15 protein-coding genes, 1 tRNA gene and 3 pseudogenes are annotated in these 19,236 nt (G+C 69.4%); 10 read left to right on the forward strand and 9 right to left on the reverse strand.

Annotated elements, in window-relative coordinates:
• Positions 1-22: 22 nt before the first annotated feature.
• Positions 23-391 (reverse strand): annotated as a pseudogene (locus GNZ18_RS42950) (dienelactone hydrolase family protein); the annotation flags it as partial.
• Positions 391-804, reverse strand: a complete 414-nt coding sequence (locus GNZ18_RS00330; RefSeq protein ID WP_214616433.1) for a PaaI family thioesterase — start codon at positions 802-804, stop codon at positions 391-393. The pseudogene GNZ18_RS42950 and the gene GNZ18_RS00330, both read right to left, overlap by 1 nt.
• A 6-nt stretch (positions 805-810) precedes the next feature.
• Here GNZ18_RS00330 and GNZ18_RS00335 point away from each other — a divergent pair, with 6 nt between their 5' ends.
• The 4 genes and pseudogenes from GNZ18_RS00335 to GNZ18_RS40645 all read left to right on the forward strand — a co-directional run bounded on the left by GNZ18_RS00335 (position 811) and on the right by GNZ18_RS40645 (position 6,337).
• A complete protein-coding gene (locus GNZ18_RS00335; protein WP_246249325.1) occupies positions 811-2,109 on the forward strand; it encodes a cytochrome P450 in 1,299 nt (432 codons plus the stop codon).
• Between the two features lie 43 nt (positions 2,110-2,152).
• A tRNA-Lys gene (locus GNZ18_RS00340) sits at positions 2,153-2,225 on the forward strand.
• A 456-nt stretch (positions 2,226-2,681) separates the two neighbouring features.
• Positions 2,682-5,111, forward strand: a pseudogene (locus GNZ18_RS00345) (DEAD/DEAH box helicase); the annotation flags it as partial.
• A 152-nt stretch (positions 5,112-5,263) separates the two neighbouring features.
• On the forward strand, positions 5,264-6,337 hold the full coding sequence (locus tag GNZ18_RS40645) for a pPIWI-associating nuclease domain-containing protein (RefSeq protein ID WP_173390581.1): 1,074 nt from the start codon (positions 5,264-5,266) through the stop codon (positions 6,335-6,337).
• A gap of 1,828 nt (positions 6,338-8,165) precedes the next feature.
• Here GNZ18_RS40645 and GNZ18_RS00355 read toward each other — a convergent pair.
• Both GNZ18_RS00355 and GNZ18_RS43955 read right to left on the reverse strand, forming a co-directional pair.
• On the reverse strand, positions 8,166-8,564 hold the full coding sequence (locus tag GNZ18_RS00355; protein WP_156214059.1) for a transposase: 399 nt from the start codon (positions 8,562-8,564) through the stop codon (positions 8,166-8,168).
• Between the two features lie 25 nt (positions 8,565-8,589).
• Positions 8,590-9,039, reverse strand: a pseudogene (locus tag GNZ18_RS43955) (hypothetical protein); the annotation flags it as partial.
• Positions 9,040-9,141: 102 nt separating this feature from the next.
• On the opposite strand from GNZ18_RS43955, the gene GNZ18_RS00365 reads away from it, so the two are divergent.
• Positions 9,142-10,335, forward strand: a complete 1,194-nt coding sequence (locus tag GNZ18_RS00365) for a hypothetical protein (RefSeq protein ID WP_156214061.1) — start codon at positions 9,142-9,144, stop codon at positions 10,333-10,335.
• 3 nt (positions 10,336-10,338) lie between these two features.
• Here the strand turns inward: GNZ18_RS00365 and GNZ18_RS00370 are convergent, their stop codons facing one another.
• Both GNZ18_RS00370 and GNZ18_RS00375 read right to left on the reverse strand, forming a co-directional pair.
• Positions 10,339-10,629 (reverse strand): hypothetical protein, encoded by a 291-nt coding sequence (locus GNZ18_RS00370; protein ID WP_156214062.1) that lies wholly within the window; start codon positions 10,627-10,629, stop codon positions 10,339-10,341.
• Positions 10,630-10,676: 47 nt separating this feature from the next.
• Positions 10,677-11,087 (reverse strand): hypothetical protein, encoded by a 411-nt coding sequence (locus GNZ18_RS00375; protein ID WP_156214063.1) that lies wholly within the window; start codon positions 11,085-11,087, stop codon positions 10,677-10,679.
• Between the two features lie 184 nt (positions 11,088-11,271).
• On the opposite strand from GNZ18_RS00375, the gene GNZ18_RS00380 reads away from it, so the two are divergent.
• Positions 11,272-12,306, forward strand: a complete 1,035-nt coding sequence (locus GNZ18_RS00380; protein WP_156214064.1) for a sulfotransferase family protein — start codon at positions 11,272-11,274, stop codon at positions 12,304-12,306.
• Between the two features lie 279 nt (positions 12,307-12,585).
• Here GNZ18_RS00380 and GNZ18_RS40655 read toward each other — a convergent pair whose 3' ends face one another.
• Positions 12,586-13,050 carry a nuclear transport factor 2 family protein gene (locus tag GNZ18_RS40655; protein WP_173390584.1) on the reverse strand — a complete coding sequence of 155 codons (465 nt, stop codon included), beginning with the start codon at positions 13,048-13,050 and terminating at the stop codon, positions 12,586-12,588.
• Between the two features lie 373 nt (positions 13,051-13,423).
• Here GNZ18_RS40655 and GNZ18_RS00390 point away from each other — a divergent pair, with 373 nt between their 5' ends.
• On the forward strand, positions 13,424-15,025 hold the full coding sequence (locus tag GNZ18_RS00390; RefSeq protein ID WP_173390585.1) for a phosphodiester glycosidase family protein: 1,602 nt from the start codon (positions 13,424-13,426) through the stop codon (positions 15,023-15,025).
• Positions 15,026-15,161: 136 nt separating this feature from the next.
• Positions 15,162-16,418 carry a serine hydrolase domain-containing protein gene (locus tag GNZ18_RS00395; protein ID WP_156214067.1) on the forward strand — a complete coding sequence of 419 codons (1,257 nt, stop codon included), beginning with the start codon at positions 15,162-15,164 and terminating at the stop codon, positions 16,416-16,418.
• Between the two features lie 33 nt (positions 16,419-16,451).
• Here the strand turns inward: GNZ18_RS00395 and GNZ18_RS00400 are convergent, their stop codons facing one another.
• Complete coding sequence (locus tag GNZ18_RS00400) at positions 16,452-17,123, reverse strand: type 1 glutamine amidotransferase domain-containing protein (RefSeq protein WP_156214068.1); 672 nt, start codon at positions 17,121-17,123, stop codon at positions 16,452-16,454.
• A 156-nt stretch (positions 17,124-17,279) separates the two neighbouring features.
• On the opposite strand from GNZ18_RS00400, the gene GNZ18_RS00405 reads away from it, so the two are divergent.
• Positions 17,280-18,164 carry a LysR family transcriptional regulator gene (locus GNZ18_RS00405; RefSeq protein WP_312874222.1) on the forward strand — a complete coding sequence of 295 codons (885 nt, stop codon included), beginning with the start codon at positions 17,280-17,282 and terminating at the stop codon, positions 18,162-18,164.
• Positions 18,165-18,179: 15 nt separating this feature from the next.
• Here the strand turns inward: GNZ18_RS00405 and GNZ18_RS00410 are convergent, their stop codons facing one another.
• A complete protein-coding gene (locus GNZ18_RS00410) occupies positions 18,180-18,419 on the reverse strand; it encodes a putative antibiotic biosynthesis monooxygenase (protein ID WP_156214069.1) in 240 nt (79 codons plus the stop codon).
• Between the two features lie 115 nt (positions 18,420-18,534).
• Between GNZ18_RS00410 and GNZ18_RS00415 the strand changes: the two genes are divergently transcribed.
• Positions 18,535-19,125 (forward strand): TetR/AcrR family transcriptional regulator, encoded by a 591-nt coding sequence (locus GNZ18_RS00415; RefSeq protein ID WP_156214070.1) that lies wholly within the window; start codon positions 18,535-18,537, stop codon positions 19,123-19,125.
• The last annotated feature ends 111 nt before the right edge of the window (positions 19,126-19,236 follow it).

Genomic DNA, 19,236 nt, shown 5'->3' on the forward strand with positions numbered 1-19,236 from the left:
CCCGCGCGGCCAGCAGATAGGCCAGCGTCCCGCCGAAACAGAACCCGAGCACGCCCACCGGCCCCGACACCTCCGGAAGCCCCCGCACATGTCCGAGCGCGGCCTCCAGATCCTCCGGCCCCTTCTCCCAGTCGAACCGCGAGACCATCGACGCCGCCTTCGGCAACGCCTTCTCGTCATGCCGGACGGACCATTCCGGCTCGATCCGCCAGAACATGTCGGGCGCCGCCACGACATATCCCAGCGCCACGAGATCCCGCGCCACGGCCTCCATGTAGTCGCCGACCCCGAAGATCTCCTGGACCAGCAGGATTCCCGGCCCCGGTTTCTCCGGGGCCCACACGTGCAGGGCGAACTCGCCGTCCGCGACACGCACTCGCTCGATACGCATCAGCCCATGATCGCGTAGACGGCACTCGCGTGCGCGACCACGGCGGAGTCCCCGTCCAGGGTCAGGGTCACATCGGCGAACGCGAGCGTCCGCCCGAGCTTGCTCAACCGCACGGCGACGAGCACGTCCCGCCCGACCACGGGCCGCTGGAAGGACGTGTTGAGCTGGACGGTCGTCATCGGCGCATAGCCGCCCTTGGCCCCCGCGACCGCCACCACGACCCCGGTGTCGGCCGCCGCCATCATCGCCTGCCCCGACAGCGCGCCGCCCTCCCGGGCGAGCCGCTCCGACCACGGCAGCCGCAGCACCGCCGTCCCGTCCCCCACCTCCTCCACGACGAGCCCCAGGTCGAGCACCCAGGGCGCGAAGTTCTCACGCAGGATCTTGTCGCCGTCCACGGGCTGCAACGTCACACCGCCATGATGCACTCTGAAGGCATGCACGAGGAGATCTTCCTGCCCTCGACCTACGCGGCCGGGGTCCCCTACGCCGCCTTCCGGAAGCTGCGCGCCGAGTCACCCGTCGCCTGGATACCGGAACCCGCCGTCGGCCCCTGGCCCCCCGGCACCGGATACTGGGCGGTCTTCTCCCACGCCGACGTGAAACACGTCCTGCGCTCCCCCGACCTCTTCTCCTCCCACCTCGGCGCCACCCAGATCCGCGACCCCGACACACCCGAGGACCTCGACTTCGTCCGCGCGATGATGCTCAACCAGGACCCCCCGTCCCACTCCCGCCTCCGCCGCATCGTCGCCGCCGCGTTCACCCCCCGCGCCGTCCGCGCGCTGGAGCAGACAATAGAAACGCGGGCGCGTACCCTCATCGCCTCCGCCGTCGGCCACGACACCGACTTCGTCGAGCTCGCCGCCGACCTCCCCGTCTGGACGCTCGCGCACATCATGGGCGTCCCCGAGACCGACCGCCGCCTCCTCTACGACTGGGCGTCCCGCGTCATCGGCTACCAGGACGACGAGTACGCCGACCTCTCCACCACCACGTCCATGAGCCCCATGGCCCGCGAGGCGACGCGCCGCAAACCGTCCACCACCACCCACCCGGACGGCCGCCCGGTCAACCCCCGCTCCGCCGCCGCCCTCGCCGACATGTTCGCCTACGCCCACGCCCTGGCGGCCGTCAAGAAGAAGCGCCCGACCGACGACATCATGTCCCGCATGCTCGAAGGCGGCCTCACCGGCCACGAGTTCGAGAACATGTTCTTCCTGTTCGCCGTCGCCGGAAACGAGACCCTGCGCAACGGCATCCCCGGCGGCCTGCTCACCCTCCTCGACCACCCTGCCGAACTGGCCCGCCTCCGCGCCGACCCGTCCCTCCTCCCGTCCGCCGTCGAGGAGATGCTCCGCTTCTGGCCCCCGGTCATGGACTTCCGCCGCACCGCCACCACCGACCTCACCCTCTCCGGCCGCCCCATCCGCGCGGGCCAGAAGGTCGTCGTCTACCACGCCTCCGCCAACCGGGACGAAACCGTCTTCCCCGACCCGGACCGCTTCGACATCACCCGCGCCCCCAACGACCACGTCAGCTTCGGCTTCGGCCCCCACTACTGCCTGGGCGCCCACCTGGCCCGCGCCCAGATGCGCGCCCTCTTCCGCGCCCTCCTCCCCCACCCCGTCGAACGCACCGGCACCCCCGTCCGCCTGGCCTCCAACTTCCAGAACGGCCTGAAGCACCTCCCCGTCCGCCTGACCCCCACCCCCTAACCCCGTCGCGAACCCGTCCCCGATCTCGGTACGCTTGCAACGAGGGTCGCTAGCTCAATTGGCAGAGCTCCGGACTTTTAATCCGTAGGTTGTGGGTTCGAGTCCCACGCGACCCACCCAGCTTGACCAGGGCAAACACGAGATTGCCCGGCTTGTCCATCGCCCGACATGCCCCGGTTCGTCCCCGTGGCGGCTCGATGGCGGCTCGGCGGCTCGATCCGGGCTCCGCGTCCACCCTGGTAGCGCCTCGAAAGCCGGTACTCTTCGCGCGCTCAAGCCGATCATGTCGCCCACAGAACCGGCCGCGATGGCAGTTGCCAACGTACTTTCGCAGGCGTAAATCCGCAGGCCCGTATCCCAGCGGCCGCGCTAGGGTTTGTGTGGTTTCAAGGTGCACTCTGAGTAAGGATAGTGGTTGTGGCATTCAAGCAGGTCGGGGTAGAGAAGGCGTCGTATGAGACGCCAGAGGCGCTCTACCGTGATCTTCCGCGGACACCTGACGCCGTCCCGGGCCTCCTGACCCACCAGGGTGATCTGCTGCGTCTCTATGCCGCCCGAAGCACCTCGGGGCGCGGGACATTGCCCTGGAGTTGCCGACTGGGACGGGCAAAACCATCCCGGCGCTATTGATCAGCGAGTGGTGGCGGCAGACGAAGCGCGCGCGGGTTGCATACGCCTGCCCGACCGATCAGCTCGCCCGGCAGGTCGCCGCGACCGCGAGCCGGGAAGGCGTCCCGGCGGTGGTCCTCACCGGCGACCACAAGAAGTGGCTGCTGGATGACCTGACCCGCTACGACTCGGGTGAGGTGATCGTCATCACGACCTACAGCACCATCTTTAACAGCTCTCCCAAGCTCGATCCGCACCCGGACTTGCTGGTCTTCGACGACGCCCACAACGGCGAGCAGTACGTAGCCGAGCAGTACTGCGTGAAGGTGAACCGGACCGGCGACGAGTTCTCCGACATCGAGCTGTTCAACGAACTCCTCGACATCCTGGCGCCCGGGCTGAACGACCTGTCGCTACGGCGGCTGCGGGAAACCGACGCTGAGGTCGGCGCGCACGAGAAGGTCGAGTTGGTGATCCCCGCGCAGCACAACGGGATGGCCGAGCGGCTCGCCGCCCTCCTGTCCGGTTTGGATCGGCCGTGGGTGTTCCGCTACGCGATGATCAGCAAGGTGCTGGCGTCCTGCCTCGTCTACCTCACCCACTCGGGCATCCAGATCCGACCGCTCATCCCACACACCGAAGACAACCGGGCCTTCACCGACGCGAAACAGCGCCTCTACCTGTCGGCGACCCTCGGCGACGCCGGTGACCTTGAGCGTTCCTTCGGACGTTCCGGAATCCTGCGGATCTCGCTGCCCGAGCCCCGCTCTGGCCAGCGGTTCATGGTGTTCCCCGACCTCATCTCCCAAGACAACGCCGACGACCTCACCGAGGAGATCACCCGCCGGGCGGGCAAGGCCTTGGTCCTGGCCCCCGACACGGCGACCGCGCGGGCCACCGCCGACGCGATTGCCCAGCCCGGATGGCCCGTGCTCACCAAGGACGATGTGAAGCATGGAATGGACCCCTTTTCCGCCCTCCCCGAGGGAGTGTGCGCGCTGGCCAGCCGCTACGACGGCCTCGACCTGCCGCACGACGCGTGCAGGCTCGTTGTCATCGAAAGCGTCCCCGATCGCGACCAACTCCAAGAGCGGTTTCTGTCCCGACAAGTCCGCGCCGGCGCCGCCCTCAGCGAGCGCGTCCGCACACGCGTCGTCCAAGGACTGGGCCGCTGCACCCGCGCCGCCAACGACTGGGCGCTCGTCGTCGTCCGCGGCCAGGAGCTGACCCGCTACCTGCTCCGCCCAGAGATCCAATCTGCGCTGTCTCCCGACCTGCAAGCCGAGATCCGCTTCGGGACAGAGAACAGCCGACAGACCACCACCGACATCCTGGAGAACGTCCAAGTATTCCTCGATCAAGAGTCCTCCCCGGTCTGGCGCGAGCAGGCTGTCCCGAACCTCAACACCCTACGCGCCTCCCTCCAGCGGACGCCGCCAGCCGGGAGCGACGCACTGGCCGCCTCGGCCGCCGCCGAGATCGAAGCATGCGCCCTGGCCGGGCACAGCAAGTGGTCCGAGGCCAGTTCGCAGGCCAACCGGGTCGCAAACCTGCTGTCCCAAGGCGGCGACGCCACCGTCGGCTACCGGGCCTTCTGGATCCTGCTCGCCGGAATGTGGGCCTACCGGGCCGCGGCCGAGGGCGACACCTCGATGCTCGCTACCGCCCACCAGTTGGTGTTCAACGCCGACCGCACCGCGCGTGGCTCGTGGGTTCGGGCGCTACCGTCCCTGCCCCAAGCACCGCCCACCGACATGCCGCCTCAGGACGACGTCGCCGTTGCCGAGGCGGCCCGCCAGATCCTCAACCAGTCGCCCGGCAAGCTCGGCAAGCGGCTCACCGCGATGGTTGCTGGCCTCACCGAGGTCTCCCACACGAAGTACGAGCCCGCGCTGACCGAGCTCGGGTTCTTCCTCGGCGCCGAGGCCGCCAAGCCCCAGGGCAGCGGACGTTCGGACTCCAACTGGTGCTGGGGCAGCCACATGTGGTTCGCGCTTGAGGCCAAGAGCGAGCACACTAAGCCCGAAGGCCTTGTTCCGCACAACGACATACGTCAGGTCAACGATCAGCTCAAGCTCCTGGCCTCCGACCGCGACCACGACGGCATCCCGGCTGGCAGCATCACCGCGATCATTTCACCGCGGGTAGCCGTCGACCCCACCGGCGCAATCGGCGCCGCCGAGCACTCTCACCTCGTCCACCCCGACACCATCCTCGGCCTAGCCCGCGAGGTCGACCACGCCTGGACCGACCTCATCGGCAAGCGCACCGGCCAAGCCCCCGCCCAGTTCCAGCGGCTCGTCGCCACTGTCTTCGCCCAGCACGGCATCCTCCCCAGCCAAGTCCGCGACCGCCTCACCGAACACCACGTCACTAACCTGAGAACGACCTGAACACCGGGCAGAGGACTGCACGCAAGGAGCGGGACCGTTCAGGTGTGGCCGGCCGTGATGTAATCTTGATGCGTCTGGCCTGGAGGAGTTGTCGCGTGATGAGCTGATCGCTCTCGCGCGGGGTCTACTGGCCGAGAACGCCGAGTTACGGGATGAGCAACCACGCGACCCTCGCCCGGACGGCGTCGCGCACGACATCGCAGGCGAAGCTGATCGGTTCGCTCACGCTCGATAATCAAAGGCGGGCTGTCGGCACAGAGGTTATCCTGATCGGCAGAGTAAATAGGACCCCGGACGCGGCCCGCCGTCCCTGTCGTACGTCCGGCGTAGCGTTGCGCACGGAGGCTGATATGCCGCGAAAGGTCACCCCGGCCCAGTACAAACGCATGGTCGACGCCTACAACCGTAAGCAGAAGCAGGCCGTAGACAAGTACAACCGCGAAGTAAAGGCGCACAACCGCAAGGTGGACCGCGCTATCAACGACTACAACCGCGAGGAACGCACGCACAACGCGCGCGTGCGTTCCAATCAAAAGCGACTCAACGCCGAGATCGCGCGACTCAACCGCCAGCGTTCGACAACCCGCTACGTCACGGTGCAGACCTCCACCATCGCGCTGCACACCGCGTACTCCCACGTCGACGAACAGTCCGAATTGTGGAACGAGCGCGGGCAAGAGCTAGCCGAGTTGGCGGAAGCCGAGACGGCCAACAGCGCCCACGTCGCCAACACCCTCCTAGGCGAGACATCCGCTGCGGAGGAGATCGAGGAAACGTCGCTCACCGACGAGCTGTCCGCTCTGTCACTAGACCTGCACAACCGCTGGGAGGGCGCCCTCTTCGCGATCAATCCGCGAAATCCGGACGCTGCGCGACATTTCTGCACCAGTGCCCGCGAGGTCATCGTAGAACTGATTAACATGAAGGCTCCCGATGCCGCGGTGCTGCAAGCCAAGCCGAACTGCAAGCGAGGACCGGACGGCAAGGCGGTCGCGCGGCGGGAAAAGATCGGCTACCTGCTCGATTTGAACGGTGCCGACTACGAGGCTCTGGGCGACTTCGTAGAGACCAACGTCAACGACGTGATGAACCTGTTCTCCCAGTTCAACAGGGGCACACATGGCACGGCAGGACGCTTCGACGTCCCCACCCTCCGCACGATCAAGCATCGTGTCGAGGACTCGATTCGATTCCTATCCACGCTCGTCCAAGGCTCCAGCCGCTGACCCAGGCCGCTCAACGGTAATGCTGGTCGAAAAGAGCTCGAAGAGCTGGCCCGCTGGGAGAGCGTGACCGCGCCGAGCTGATTCAGGGCGAGCTGCGTGTCCTTCACCTCGCGCGTCGCGTCGTCGTAGCGGTCGTGATGCCAGAGCGACTTGGCGAGGATCACCCGGGCGCGGTGCGCGTCCACCGTCATCCCGGCCGCCGTCAGGCTGGACACCGCCCGCTCCGCGCTCGGCAGCGCCGCCTCCGGCTCGGTCGCGAGCAGCGCCTCGGCCTGCGCGAGCATGGCCAGACCGTTCCGGCCCTGCTGGTCGAGGAGCGTGGCGGCGCTCGTCGCCGCCTCGGCCCACTTGGTCGCGGCCTCCGCCCGGCCGAGTGCCAGCTCCGCCCGGGTGAGCAGCTCATACCAGGCCATCCGGGAACAGGCGTCGGTTGCGGGCAGCTCGGCGCCGCCGACCGCGGGCAGCAGGGCCAGGCACCCCTCGGGGTCACCCGCCAGCAGCTTGGCCTCGGCGAGCATCCGCAGCGCCAGCGCCTCGAACCCGCCGACCTCGCCGCGGACGTGGTCGGTGGCGACCAGGATGCTCTCCAGCCCCCGGTCCATGCGTCCCATGATGACGTCCGTCCACGCGAGCATGGAGTAGGCGCTGATCATCTGATCGGGACTGCGGGACTGCTGCGCGAGATACACCGCGTTCTCCGCGGCGGCCTGGGCCTCCGCGAGCCTGCCGGTGTTGTAGAGGGCGAACACCTGTCCGACGAGCAGGTGCGGCAGGGCGAGCTGGCGGCCCGTCCGCGTCGCGAACTCGACGGCCTTGCCGAAATGCCGGAGCGCGTCGTCCCAGCGCTCCAGCAGCGCGTCGCTCCAGCCGACCCACACGACGGCGTCCAGGCTGTAGGTGAAGTCACCGTCGAGCATGCCGTCGAGAATCGCCGTGGCCCGCCCGAGATGATCGGCCGCGGCCTCCAGCATCCCGCCGCTGACGCACGCCTTGGCCAGGAGCCCATGACAGGCGAGCTGCCGGGAGCGGCTGCCGCACTCCTCGGCGAGCCGCAGTGCCTGCCGCGCGACCCTGGAGCAGGCCGACCAGCCGCCACCGCCGTGGAGTTCGCGCGCGGCGAGCTCGAACATCAGCGCGGCGCGGCCCGCGGGGTCGTTGTCGCCGAGCGTCTCGATCTCGGCGCGGAGCAGCGCCGCCGTCTCGGCGTGCGAGCCCAGCAGCCGCTGCACCGTCGCGGTGAAGGCCACCGCCTTCGCATGCTCGCCCAACGGTTCGCGGGGCAGGACGCGCAGCACCTCGTGCATGAGATCGCGGCACTCGCGCAGCTCCCCGGCCGCCCCCCGCGCCTTCGCGAGGCGCAGCAGCAACCGGGTCTGGCGCGCCTCGTGGCAGGGCTGGTGCGGCAGCAGCCGCCACGCCGCCGACAGCCAGGACGCGGCCGTCACCGGCTGCGTCCCGCTGACCGCCTGCGACGCCTCCTCAAGCACGTCCACCGCGGCGAGGTCTCCATGGCCGGCCCACTGCTCGACGTGCGGCGCCCGGACCACGGCGGCCGCGCCGCGCTCCGCGAGGACTTCGTCGGCCCTGACGTGCAGGCACACCCGCACGCTCAGTTCGCTTCCGTAGTAGACGGCTCGGTGGACCACCGGATGGCGGAACGCGAAATAGGGGCCGCGCGCCACCGAGCGGACCAGATCGCGGCCCAGGAGATCCCCGATGGCGTCGAAGATCTCTGACTCCGGACGGTCCAGCATCCGGGCGACCAGCTCGGCGTCGAAGTCGGCGCCGACGACGGCCGCCGCCTCGGCGACCGTCCTCGCCCACTCGCTCATGCCGTCGAGTTCGCGCAGAAAGACGGCGTAGCTCCCGGCCCGCGCGAGCGGCTCCATCCCCGTCTCGGCCGGTGGATCATGTGTTGGGCTGCGACCAGAACGATCGCCGCGCGGCAGTCGCGGACGAGTTCGTCGTAGCGGGTGGCGATGCCGCGCCCCTGCTTGAGGCGCCCGATGCAGCGCTCGACCACGTCGCGGCGCTTGTAGAGGGTCGGATCGAAGGCCGGCGGCCGACCACCGCGCGAGCCGCGCCGGCCCCTCCCGGCCTTTTGCTCAAGGCGTTCGGAGATGGTCGCGGCGACCCCCCGCACCCGCAACGACCGGCGGATCGCCGCCGGGCCGGCACCGAGGCCGACCCGAACCGTGCCGCAGCACGGCGAAGGCGGTCCAGTCATTGACGTTCCCGGCGGTGACCACGATCGACAGCGGCAGGCCGCGCCCGTCCACGGCCAAGTGGACCTTGGTGGTCAACCCGCCCAACGCCTGACCGGATGCCCGGTTCGTCCCACCCGGTTCCTCTTTTCGCGGGCCCCGGCGGCGTGCTGATGAGCGCGCCCGATGGTGGAATCGACGCTCCCGGTCCAACCGATGCGCCCCTCCGACACGGACTCCGGGCGACCTGTCCGCCGACGCGGCGTTCCCCGCGGACGCCGAGCGCCGCCTCGGCCGGCTGAACGGCGTCCGGGCCGCCGGGGTCTTCTGGACGGTCGGGACGGGCGATGTCATGGTGCGGCGCACACCCGAACGGCACGCGCGCGGCGACAACGAGGAGGGCGTCAGCCTGGTCGCCTCCCGGCTCGGCATTACCAGCGCCCGGAACCAGCCCGCCGTGTTCATCGGCGACACCGCATTCACGGTCATCGGCATCATCGACGATGCACCGGAGCGGCCAGCACATCAGACCTGCTGTAACCCCCCGCATTATCCCTTGGTGGACACGATCGTCCTATGCCAATCCTCTGAGGGGACAGCATGCGGAAAAGAACGATTCCCTTCCTGGCACTGGCCGCCGCGGGCCTGCTTCTGGCGAATACCGCCGCAGCGGACGCGAGCGCCTCGATCTTCCGGGTGGTGCCCAGTGTTGACACCGCCACGGCGCCGATCTCCAACGACCTCCTGACCTCGACGGCGAGCATTTCGCCGCAGGACGGATGGGCGGTCGGTTTCGTCTCGCACCCCGACACCACCGAACACACCCTGGCGGAGCACTGGAACGGGACACGCTGGTCGGCCACGCCATCCCCGGACGGCACGTCGGGAAGTCAGCTCGCCGCCGTCGCGGCCGTGTCGTCGAAGGACGTCTGGGCGGTCGGCCGCCAGAACTCCAACCTGTCCATCGAGGCCAGCACCACGCTGATCGAGCACTGGAACGGCACCGCGTGGTCGATAGTGCCGAGTCCGAACGCGGGCACGGAGGGCGCCCAGTTGACCGGCGTCGCCGCGGTGTCGACCAGTGACGTGTGGGCGACCGGCTATTTCTCGACCACCACCCAGATCCTTCCGCTGTTCGAGCACTGGAACGGTACGGCGTGGAGCGTCGTTTCGGTGCCGGACGTCCCGAACGGAGTGAACTTCGTCAGGGCTATTTCGGCGGCGTCCACGAAGGACGTATGGGCCGTCGGCTCCGACGTCGACTCGCACAGCGGCAACACCGACGAACTGATCCTGCACTGGAACGGCACCCAGTGGTCCGTCCTGCCGACCCTGCCCATCGGGCAGAACTCTCTGGAAGCGGTACACGCCGTGTCCTCCAGCGACGTCTGGGCCGTGGGCCGGTCACTCGGCGACAAGGGCGGAGAGTCGCGCAATCTCGCACTGCACTGGAACGGCACGGCGTGGAGCAAGGTGCCGGTGCCCAATGTCGGCAACAGCGTCAATCCCAATTTCCTTACCGGCATCACCGCGCTGTCCTCGCATGACGTGTGGGCGGTGGGCGCGGCCACCGGGGGCGCCGACGGCGTCAACCAGTCGCTGATCGAGCACTGGAACGGCAGCGCATGGAGCATCGTGCCCAGCCCCAGCAACCCGAACGGCTCGAACTCCACCACCCTGGGCGGGGTCGCCGCGATCGCACCTGGAAACGTCACGGCGGTCGGCAGCTGGAACAGCACGCAGCAGGGCAATCCCGGCCTGCGCACCCTCGTCGTCACGACGTCGCGCGGCTAAGGATCAGCGCCAACAAGTGATCGTGCCACTCCGGAAGACGTCCCTTAGAGCAACGACTCCCGGAGTGGCACTGATCGCGGCGAGAGCACGATCGAAGCCCGCCTCTCTCGTGTGCCTCTGGGAGACGATTGCCACCAAGGCCGCATGGGCGACTGGCCAGGTCTGGTCGCCGATGCCGCAGAAGAGCGCCGCGACCGTGAGCAGAAGCCCCTTCTGCTCACGGTCGTTGACGATCGTGGCCGGCATCCGCACGACACCAGCAGCGGCTCCGGATATCGACTCAATGATCGGCACAGCTCCTCTTCGGAAATGGCGGCGAGGGACGGCGCTAGAGCAGTTAATCAAGCTGCTTCGTCGCCGCGAGTCTCGTCCTCTTCGGAGGCGCCCCGGCGATGCTCCGAGCGATAGGTGCTACCGGCAGGAAGGTCCTCCCCCGTCGCTTCCCTGTACGCCGCCCTGCGCTGCTCGCTAGCTTGCTGTCCAGCGGGGAGCTTCACCACGCTCGCGGGTACGTTGTGTCCCTTGCGTTTCGGAGTGGCCGAGAGTTCAGAGGTAGGGGGCGGCGCGGAATCTTCGGCGTCCCACGCCTTGGTATTGCTCCTTTCGGCGAGGTGGGCGATCACCCCCAAGCCCGCGATCAGAGTCACTGCGCCGACTGCGCGGATCTTCGTTTTGTGCTTCTGGTACCAGTTCTTCGCGTTCTCCGCAAAGGAGGTGGGCTCGCTATCCTCGGGGGGCGTGGGATCGGTCACGCGCTCACATCTATCGGACCCTCCCCTCAGCTGTCAGGCAATCGCCGGACATCATCTGATCGGGCTCTGGGAGGCAGCGGCGGTACCGGGCTCATGCCGGGCAGGGCGGCGGTAGGGTGCACAATGCTCTGCACGATCATCTCGTTCCGGCCGGCCGGTACTCGTCATTCCCGTGGGTGTGAACATGGACGCTGAGAAGCAAGGGGCCCCGGTTCAGCCTGGCCAGCTGGCGAACCTCCGTTCGAGGCTCCGCGACGGGCAGGACCGTCCGCCTACCTCGGTGTTCGTCGTCGGCACGCTGTTCTCGGGCTCGACCCTGCTCGGGCGCGACATGACCACTCGGATCCGGAGCGCCCACTACGTCGGTGAGCTGAACAACTTCACGCAGATGCCCGGGTACAGCCACAAGGACGCCGGTCAAGAGTGCGGGCCCTGCTCACTGCTCGGCAAGGAGTGCCGACACTTCACGGCCGCGCTCCGGGAGCGGGCTTCCTATGACGACATCCTCGGCATGCACCGGCACTTCGCCCGGTCACTGGGCGTTTCGGTGGTCGTCGACGGAAGCAAGTACGTCACCTGGCTCCGGCGGGCCATCGAGCAGCAGTCCGCCGACCCGACGCACCGTGCACCGGTGAACGTGATCGTCACGGCGCGGAACCCGATCGCCTTCGCGATCAGCCACCGGAACCGGACGGGGGAGCCGCTGTGGCGGGGCGCGGGCATCTGGCGGGACACGTACGTGGACGCGCTCCGCACCGTCAACACGTACGGTCTGCCGCACATGGTCGTCCGCTACGAGGATTACATGGCGCGCCCGGAACGGTCATTGGAGCGGCTGGCCGGCTTCCTGCACCTTCCGCTTGACTCGCAATCCGATACCACGAGGATCCACGACACCGGCGGCAATTGGAGCTCTTTCGTCCCGTACGTGGGGAAGGAGCAACTGGAGGGGTACATCCGGCGCCTCGACGGCCCCGGGCGTGCGGAGGCGGAGGACTTCATAAGGCATGCCCGGGCATATTGGAACGACGAGAAGCCCCGGGAGGACACCCGCTGGCGAGGCGGCTTGGAGGCCGGTGAGGTCAACGCGGTCCTCAGCACTCCGGGGCTGACCGACCTGGCCAGCGTCCTCGGCTACAACGTCGCGGAGGTCGTCCATGCCGCCGTCCGGGACGAACCGGCGAAGCCCCGCGAACCCATGCCCGCCACCGAGCAGTGATACTCGCCGCCGCGACGGCCATGTCGGCTCGTTGCCTGCTCGGCGGCCCCGGCACTGCAGTGAGCAGCACTCTCACCCTGTTCGACGGAGCCTCCCATTACGATCACACCCGTGACAGTTGGTAGTCGACGATTGCGTTGGCTGGAAAGCTGCTCCGAGCGATTCTTGCTCGCAACAACCGCAGGGCAGTCGACGCCTCGATGGGTATGAAGCTGGATCGTCTCGATTGCCAGTGGCTGGTTCGAGGCGGCTGTGAGTGCTGTGTCGCTTTGCTGGTGTTCAGTCTCTCCAGGCCCAGACCTGTTTCTTCTCGATGAAGTCGATCTGGACTGTCCGGCGCTCAATGTGCCAGAAGCCGCCCTCCCGGCGGTAGGCGTCGCTGTAGCGGAGATGCCAGGCGAAGTCGGTGGGCTTTCCCGGCTCCTCTTCGTTGAGATGGTGCGCGACGCAGGCGATCTGTCCTGTCGCCGTCGCGTTCTCGCGTCCCGGATCGAATACCTGGCCCACGATCTCGTGCGACGTGCGCGGGAACCTCTCCAGGGATCGGAACGCCTTGCCGATCTCGTCTCGTCCCGTGAGGGTACGGACGGGTTCGAGCTGCTCCGGAGGGTCCGGCAGGACCAGCACGGCGTCGTCGGCGAAGAGACCCACGAGACCGGTGTACCTGAGGTGGTCGGCGTAGAGCGCGTACCTGGCGACGAGGTCGGCGAGCGCGATCCGGTCGCGGTGGTCGAGCACCCTCATGAGAGCCCCATGCGTTCGGCGCCGAGCCTCTCCGGCGGCCAGGGAATCTCGTCGTAGCGCGACCTGAAAAGCCCAAGATCCAGCGACATGTCCGGAGCATACAGCGGGCCCGAGAGGCGCTCTGCGACCAACGAGCGTGGAGGTGGGCTCGACCAGCCCTTGTGAGACGCACCGCGCTCGTCCCCCCTTGGAGCATTTCGCTTTCAAGGGCAGAGCGAAACGGCGGGGGGCGGGATGGCGCTGGTGGGTGGGGTGGGTGGGGGTAGCTGTTTGCCTGGTGTTAGGCGGCGGCCGCTTGGTGGTTGGTTTCGGGCAAGCTGCGGACCCTTTGATGATCGCGCCGATTCTGTTTTGCCTGATCAGAGAGGTTCTCATGCGTCCCAAACCCCTCCCGGCCCTGGCAGCGGTCGTGACCGTGCTGGCCGTGAGCATGCCCGTCGCGGCGTCCGCTCGGACCGCGCCCATTCCAGAGGGGGCTCAGGCCGCGCCCGGGTCCTTCTTCGGGGGCAGGCTTCCGCTGAGCGGGCGGCCGGTGACCACCGAGGTGGCGCGTGGAGTGACGCTGACCACGATGTCGCTCGGCGCCAAGGACGCCGACGACTACTGGACCGTCCACGTGTACCTGCCGGCCACGATCGACGGGCCGCTGAACAAGGCCGGGACGGCGCTGGGGTCGGAGGAGATCGCGCGCCGGGTGGCCGAGGCGGTGCGGGGCAAGGGGTTCGAGCCGCGGTTGGAGCGGGTCTCCTCGCCCGCGTTCGCCGACCGTCCCGCGGGGACACTCGGGTGGACGGTGCGGGTCGGCCGGTACGCCACCGACGCCGAGGCGTCGGCCGCGCTCGCCACGGTCAGGGCGGCGGGGTTCGCGGGCGGTACGCGCTACACCGCTCAGGACGGCACCGACCCGGGCGCGCCCCAGAAGGTGCACATGATCAGCGTCGACTTCCGCAAGTTCCGCGGGTCGGTCGGCACCGACTTCGGTCCGACCCTGAACGGCACCGAGAAGCTGACCGACCTGGTCGCCGCGAACCGCGCGGTCGCGGGGATCAACGCGCAGTGGTTCTACAACAGCGCGCCCGGCGGCATGTACGTCAAGGACGGCAAGCTGATCGGCGGGGCCACGCAGGGCCGCGGCGGCATCAAGCTCACCAAGGACGGGCGGCGGGCCGAGGTGGACGCCTACACCGCCCACGTCACGATGCGGGTCGGCAAGACCACCGTCGAACTCGACGGCGTCAACCGGGTGCCGGGTGAGATCTGGAACTGCGGCGGGGTGGGCGGCGACCAGCCGACCGAGAAGCCGCAGCACGACCTGAAGTGCACCGACGACAGCGAGCTGGTGCGGTTCACGCCCGAGTGGGGCGTCCCGCCGAAGGGCGCGGGTGCCGAGGCCGTCCTGGACGAGCGCGGCAGGGTGACGGCGGTGAACGGCTCGCGCGGCGCGGCCGTGCCCGCCGGGGGTTCCACCATCCAGGCGACGGGCGAGAGCGCTTCCTGGCTGCTCGACCGGGTCAAGGCCGGCGACCGGCTGAAGGTGCGCGAGCGGGTCGAGGACGGCCGGGGCCACCGCGTGTCGCTGAAGCGCGGCACCACGATCCTCCAGGTCGGCCCCACCCTGGTCAGGGACGGGCGCGTCTCGGTGAACGCCCAGGCCGACGGGCTGATCCGCGAGGGCGACGACCAGACCTTCACCTACAACTGGACGCTGCGCGCCAACCCGCGCTCGATGATCGGGATGGACCGGGACGGACGGCTCATGCTGGTCGTCGTCGACGGCCGCCGGGACGGCTACAGCGAGGGGCTCGGGATCGCCCAGACCGGCGAGCTCATGAAGCTGCTCGGCGCCGAGGAGGCGATGAACCTCGACGGCGGCGGCTCCAGCGTCCTCGTCACGCGGGACGGCGGCATCGTGAACCGGCCGTCCGACGCGACGGGCCAGCGCTCGCTCGGCAACGTCATCCTCGTCCGCCCGTAGCCATGGGCATGCCCACCGTGCGGCGGGGGCCGCACGGTGGGAGACCCCGCGCACCAAGATCCTCGACAGGTGATCATTTTCGCCTCCGTCGTATAGCGTCCGAGTCGTTCGGACATCTGATCTTCTGGAGGCGGGCATGACGGCAGTGAGCCGGCGGGACTTCGGACGGGTGGCGGGGCTGGCGGGCCTCGGCGTCGGCGCGGCCGCGCTGCCGGCGGGCCGCGCGTCGGCACGGGCGGCCGCCCGTTCCTGGCAGGCGACCGGACCGCTGCCGGCGGCTCTCGCGGGATTCGACTCGACGATGAAGGGCTTCATGCAGGCCCGCGACATCCCGGCGGGCCAGCTCGCCGTGGTCAAGGACGGCAGGCTGGTCCTCGCCCGCGGCTACACCTGGAGCGCGGACACGGCCTCCCCCACCCAGCCGACCTCGCTGTTCCGCATCGCCAGCATCAGCAAGCCGCTGACGGCGACGGCGGTGCTGCGGCTCGTCCAGGACGGGCGGCTGAAGCTCACCGACCGCGCCGCCTCCCTGCTCGGGCTCTCGACGGCCGCCGACTCCCGGCTCGCGGACGTCACCGTGCTGCGCCTGCTCCAGCATCTCGGCGGCTGGGACGGCTCCGTCTCACCGGATCCCATGTTCCAGGACGCGACGATCGCCAAGGCGCTCGGCGTTCCCCTGCCGGTCTCGCAGGCCGCCATCATGAAGTACGTATCGGACCGCAGGCTCGACCACGCGCCGGGCACGAAATACGCGTACTCCAATTACGGGTTCCTGCTGCTCGGGCGCATCATCGAGAAGGTCACCGGGCAGAGTTACGGCTCCTATGTCCAGCAGGCCGTCCTCACCCCGCGTGCCATCAAGCGGCTGAAGCTCGGGCACTCCCGCACCAGTGAGAGCGGCGAGGTCCGCTACTACTCCGGTTACACCGGCCCGACCGTGTTCGACAACAGCGGGACGACGGTCGCCTATCCGTATGGCGCGTTCAACCTGGAGAACATGGACTCGCACGGCGGCTGGCTCGCCACCGCCCTGGACCTGACCCGGTTCGCGGGCATCTACGACGGCGGGACGACCGTGCTGAACTCCGCGTCGATCCAGCGCGCGTTCGCCGAGCCGGAGACCGGGATCAGTGACGGCTACTACTACGGCTGCGGGTGGCAGGTCCGTCCCGTCGGCGGCGGGACCGGCATGAACACCTGGCACACCGGTTCCCTGGCCGGGACGTTCACCCTCCTCGTCCGCCGGTACGACGGGCTCGCCTGGGCGGCCCTGTTCGACCAGCGGCAGGAGGGAGACGCGCCCGGCTACGGCGACATCGACCCGGCCTTGCACGACGCCGCCGACGCCGTGAAGACCTGGCCGACGGGAGACCTCTCGTCCCGCTACTTCTGAGACGCGCCGCAGCTCGGATGGCGGAGGCCGGCTTCAGCCCAGGACCGCGAGGACGGCCTCGGCCACGCCGCGGGCCGAGGCGGGGTTCTGTCCGGTGACCAGGCGCCCGTCGACGACCACCTGGGAGGTGAAGTTCTCGGCCGGCACGTGCGCGGCGCCCTGCGCCACCAGGCGGTCGGCCAGCAGGAACGGCACCACCTCGGCCAGGCCGACCGCGGTCTCCTCGGCGTTGGTGAACGCGGCGACCTTCTTGCCCGCCACCAGGTAGGTGCCGTCGGAGAGGGTGAGGCCGACCAGGGCGGCCGGGCCGTGGCAGACGGCGGCGACCACGCCGCCCCGCTCGAACAGCGTGCGGGCCAGCCGCGCCAGGCCCGGGTTGTCGGGGAAGTCCCACATGCTGCCGTGCCCGCCGGCGAACAGGATCGCGTCGTAGCCGTCGGCGTCGATCCGGTCGGGGGTGGTGGTGTCGGCCAGTTGCGCGGCGATGTGCTCGTCCGCCAGGAAGCGGCGCTGGACCGGGTCGGAGCGGTCCTCGCCGTCGCGCGGCGGGACGCCTCCGGCGACGCTGACCAGGTCCACCCGGTGGCCGGCGGCGGTGAACACCTCCCACGGCACCGCCGCCTCGTCGACGTAGAAGCCGGTCTTGCGCCCGGTCGAGCCGAGGGCGGCGTGGCTGGTCAGGGCGATGAGGATCCGCTTGGACATGGCGATGGTTCTCCCTACGGGATCGAGTGGCCGTCGAGACGCCCCGGTCCCCGTGCGGGGCCGAGGCGGCGACGACTTGATCATCAGCCGTCCCCGGCATCGAAATCCAATAGGACGTCACGCGTGCTGCTATCGGTTTTCTGATACAAGGGGCGGGTGCGCGACGTCTCGTTCGATCTCTTGCGGACCTTCGTGGCGGTCTACCGGACCGGTTCGGTGTCCCGTGCGGCCGACCTGCGGGGCCTGTCCCAGCCGACCGTCACCGCCCACGTCAAGACGCTGGAGTCCGACCTGGACCGGCCGCTGTTCGACCGCGTCCCGCGCGGCATGGCCCCCACCCCGGCCGCCGACCACCTGGCCGCGCGGATCGCCCCGGCGATCGACAGCCTTGAGGACTGGGCCCACACCGACCTGGATCGCTCCGCCGACCCCTTCGGGCGCGCCGTCCACCTCGGCGGGCCGGCCGAACTGCTGTGCGCGCGCGTGCTGCCGTCGCTGGCCCACCTGATCGCCCGGGGACTACAGGTGCGGACCCGGTTCGGGATGCCCGACGACCTGCTGGCCGATCTCTCCGGGGGCGGGCTGGACCTGGTCGTCTCCACCGTCCGTCCACGGCGGCGGGGGCTGGACGTCGAGGTGCTGACCGACGAGGAGTTCGTCCTGGTCGCCGCCCCCGTCTGGGCCGCCGAGGACATCGACCGCGCCCCGCTGATCACCTACGCCGAGAACCTGCCGATCCTGCGGCGCTACTGGCGCACCGTCTTCGACACCCGCCTCACCCGCAGCCCCGCCGTCGTCGTCCCCGACCTGCGCGGCGTGCTGGCCACGGTGATCGCGGGCGCCGGAATCACCGTCCTGCCGGCCTACCTGTGCGCCGCCGAGCTGGCGGACGGCCGCCTGCGCCTGCTCCACCAGCCCGAGGTGCCGCCGATCAACACGCTGTTCCTGGCCGGACGCGCCGGAGCCGCCCACCCGGCCGCCACCGCCGTCCGCGGCCGGCTGCTCCACCAGGGCCGCGTATGGACGGCGGAGGTCACCTGACCGGCGAACCCCGGTTCACCTGCGCAGTGCGGCGAGCACCCGCAGCGTCACCGGCACGAGGGCGTACACGACGCTGGGCACGACGATGGCCGTCACCACGAGGGTTCTGACCGGCAGGGCCAGCGCTCCGAGCAGGGGCCCGAGCAGCACCTGGGTGACCATGATCATGGCGTAGACGGCCAGCCACGTGATCACCGCCCGCAGGTGGATCGACGGGGCGACCGGGTTGGTGGACCGAGTGCGTACCGATGCCATGACGTCTCCCTGATACCTCTGGACGCGAGGGAAATTCCAACTCGCTGGTTGGAGTTTGGCACGGCGATCCCCAGATGTCCAACCAGCGAGTTGGAGTTGGCGGTATGCTCGACTCATGGCTTGGGACACAGAGCGGACCAAACGGCTCATCCTGGACGCCGCGATCGGCGAGTTCGCCACCCACGGCCCCGAGGCGGCGCGCATGGATCGCATCGCCGCCACGGCCGGGGTGAACAAGGAGCGCATCTACTCCTACTTCGGCAACAAGCAGCGCGTGTTCGCCGTCGTCCTCACCGCGGAGCTGGAACGCCTGGCCGAGGCCGTCCCCATGGACTCCGAGGCGGCCGCCGACCTCGGCGAGTACGCCGGGCGCGTCTTCGACTACCACCGCGCCCACCCGCACTTCATCCGCCTGCTGCACTGGGAGGGCCTCCACTCCGGCAAGGACGAACCGGTGGCGGCGCAGGCCGAGCGGACCGCGCACTACGCTCAGAAGATCGCCGCCCTCGCGGACGCCCAGCGATCCGGGCATCTCAACCCCGACGTGCCGCCCGAAGAGCTGATGTACGCCGTCATCGCCCTGGCGGGCTGGTGGTTCGCGACCCCCCAGTTCCAGCGCATGCTCATGCCGGACCTCAACGACGACCCGGACGGCCAGCGCCTCGCCCTCGTCCGCCTCGTCCGCCTCCTCGGCAAGCAAACCTGAGGGGAGATACGGCGTTGACAGGGGTGTCGCTTGACCGCAGAGTCTTGGCGGGAAGGGCTACCACGGCGGTAGGGGGCGCGGGTGGACGTCAGGACGGGGCTCATCGGGACG

Origin of the sequence: Actinomadura litoris (assembly GCF_009733595.1) — a bacterium.
Lineage (GTDB): Bacteria > Actinomycetota > Actinomycetes > Streptosporangiales > Streptosporangiaceae > Spirillospora > Spirillospora litoris.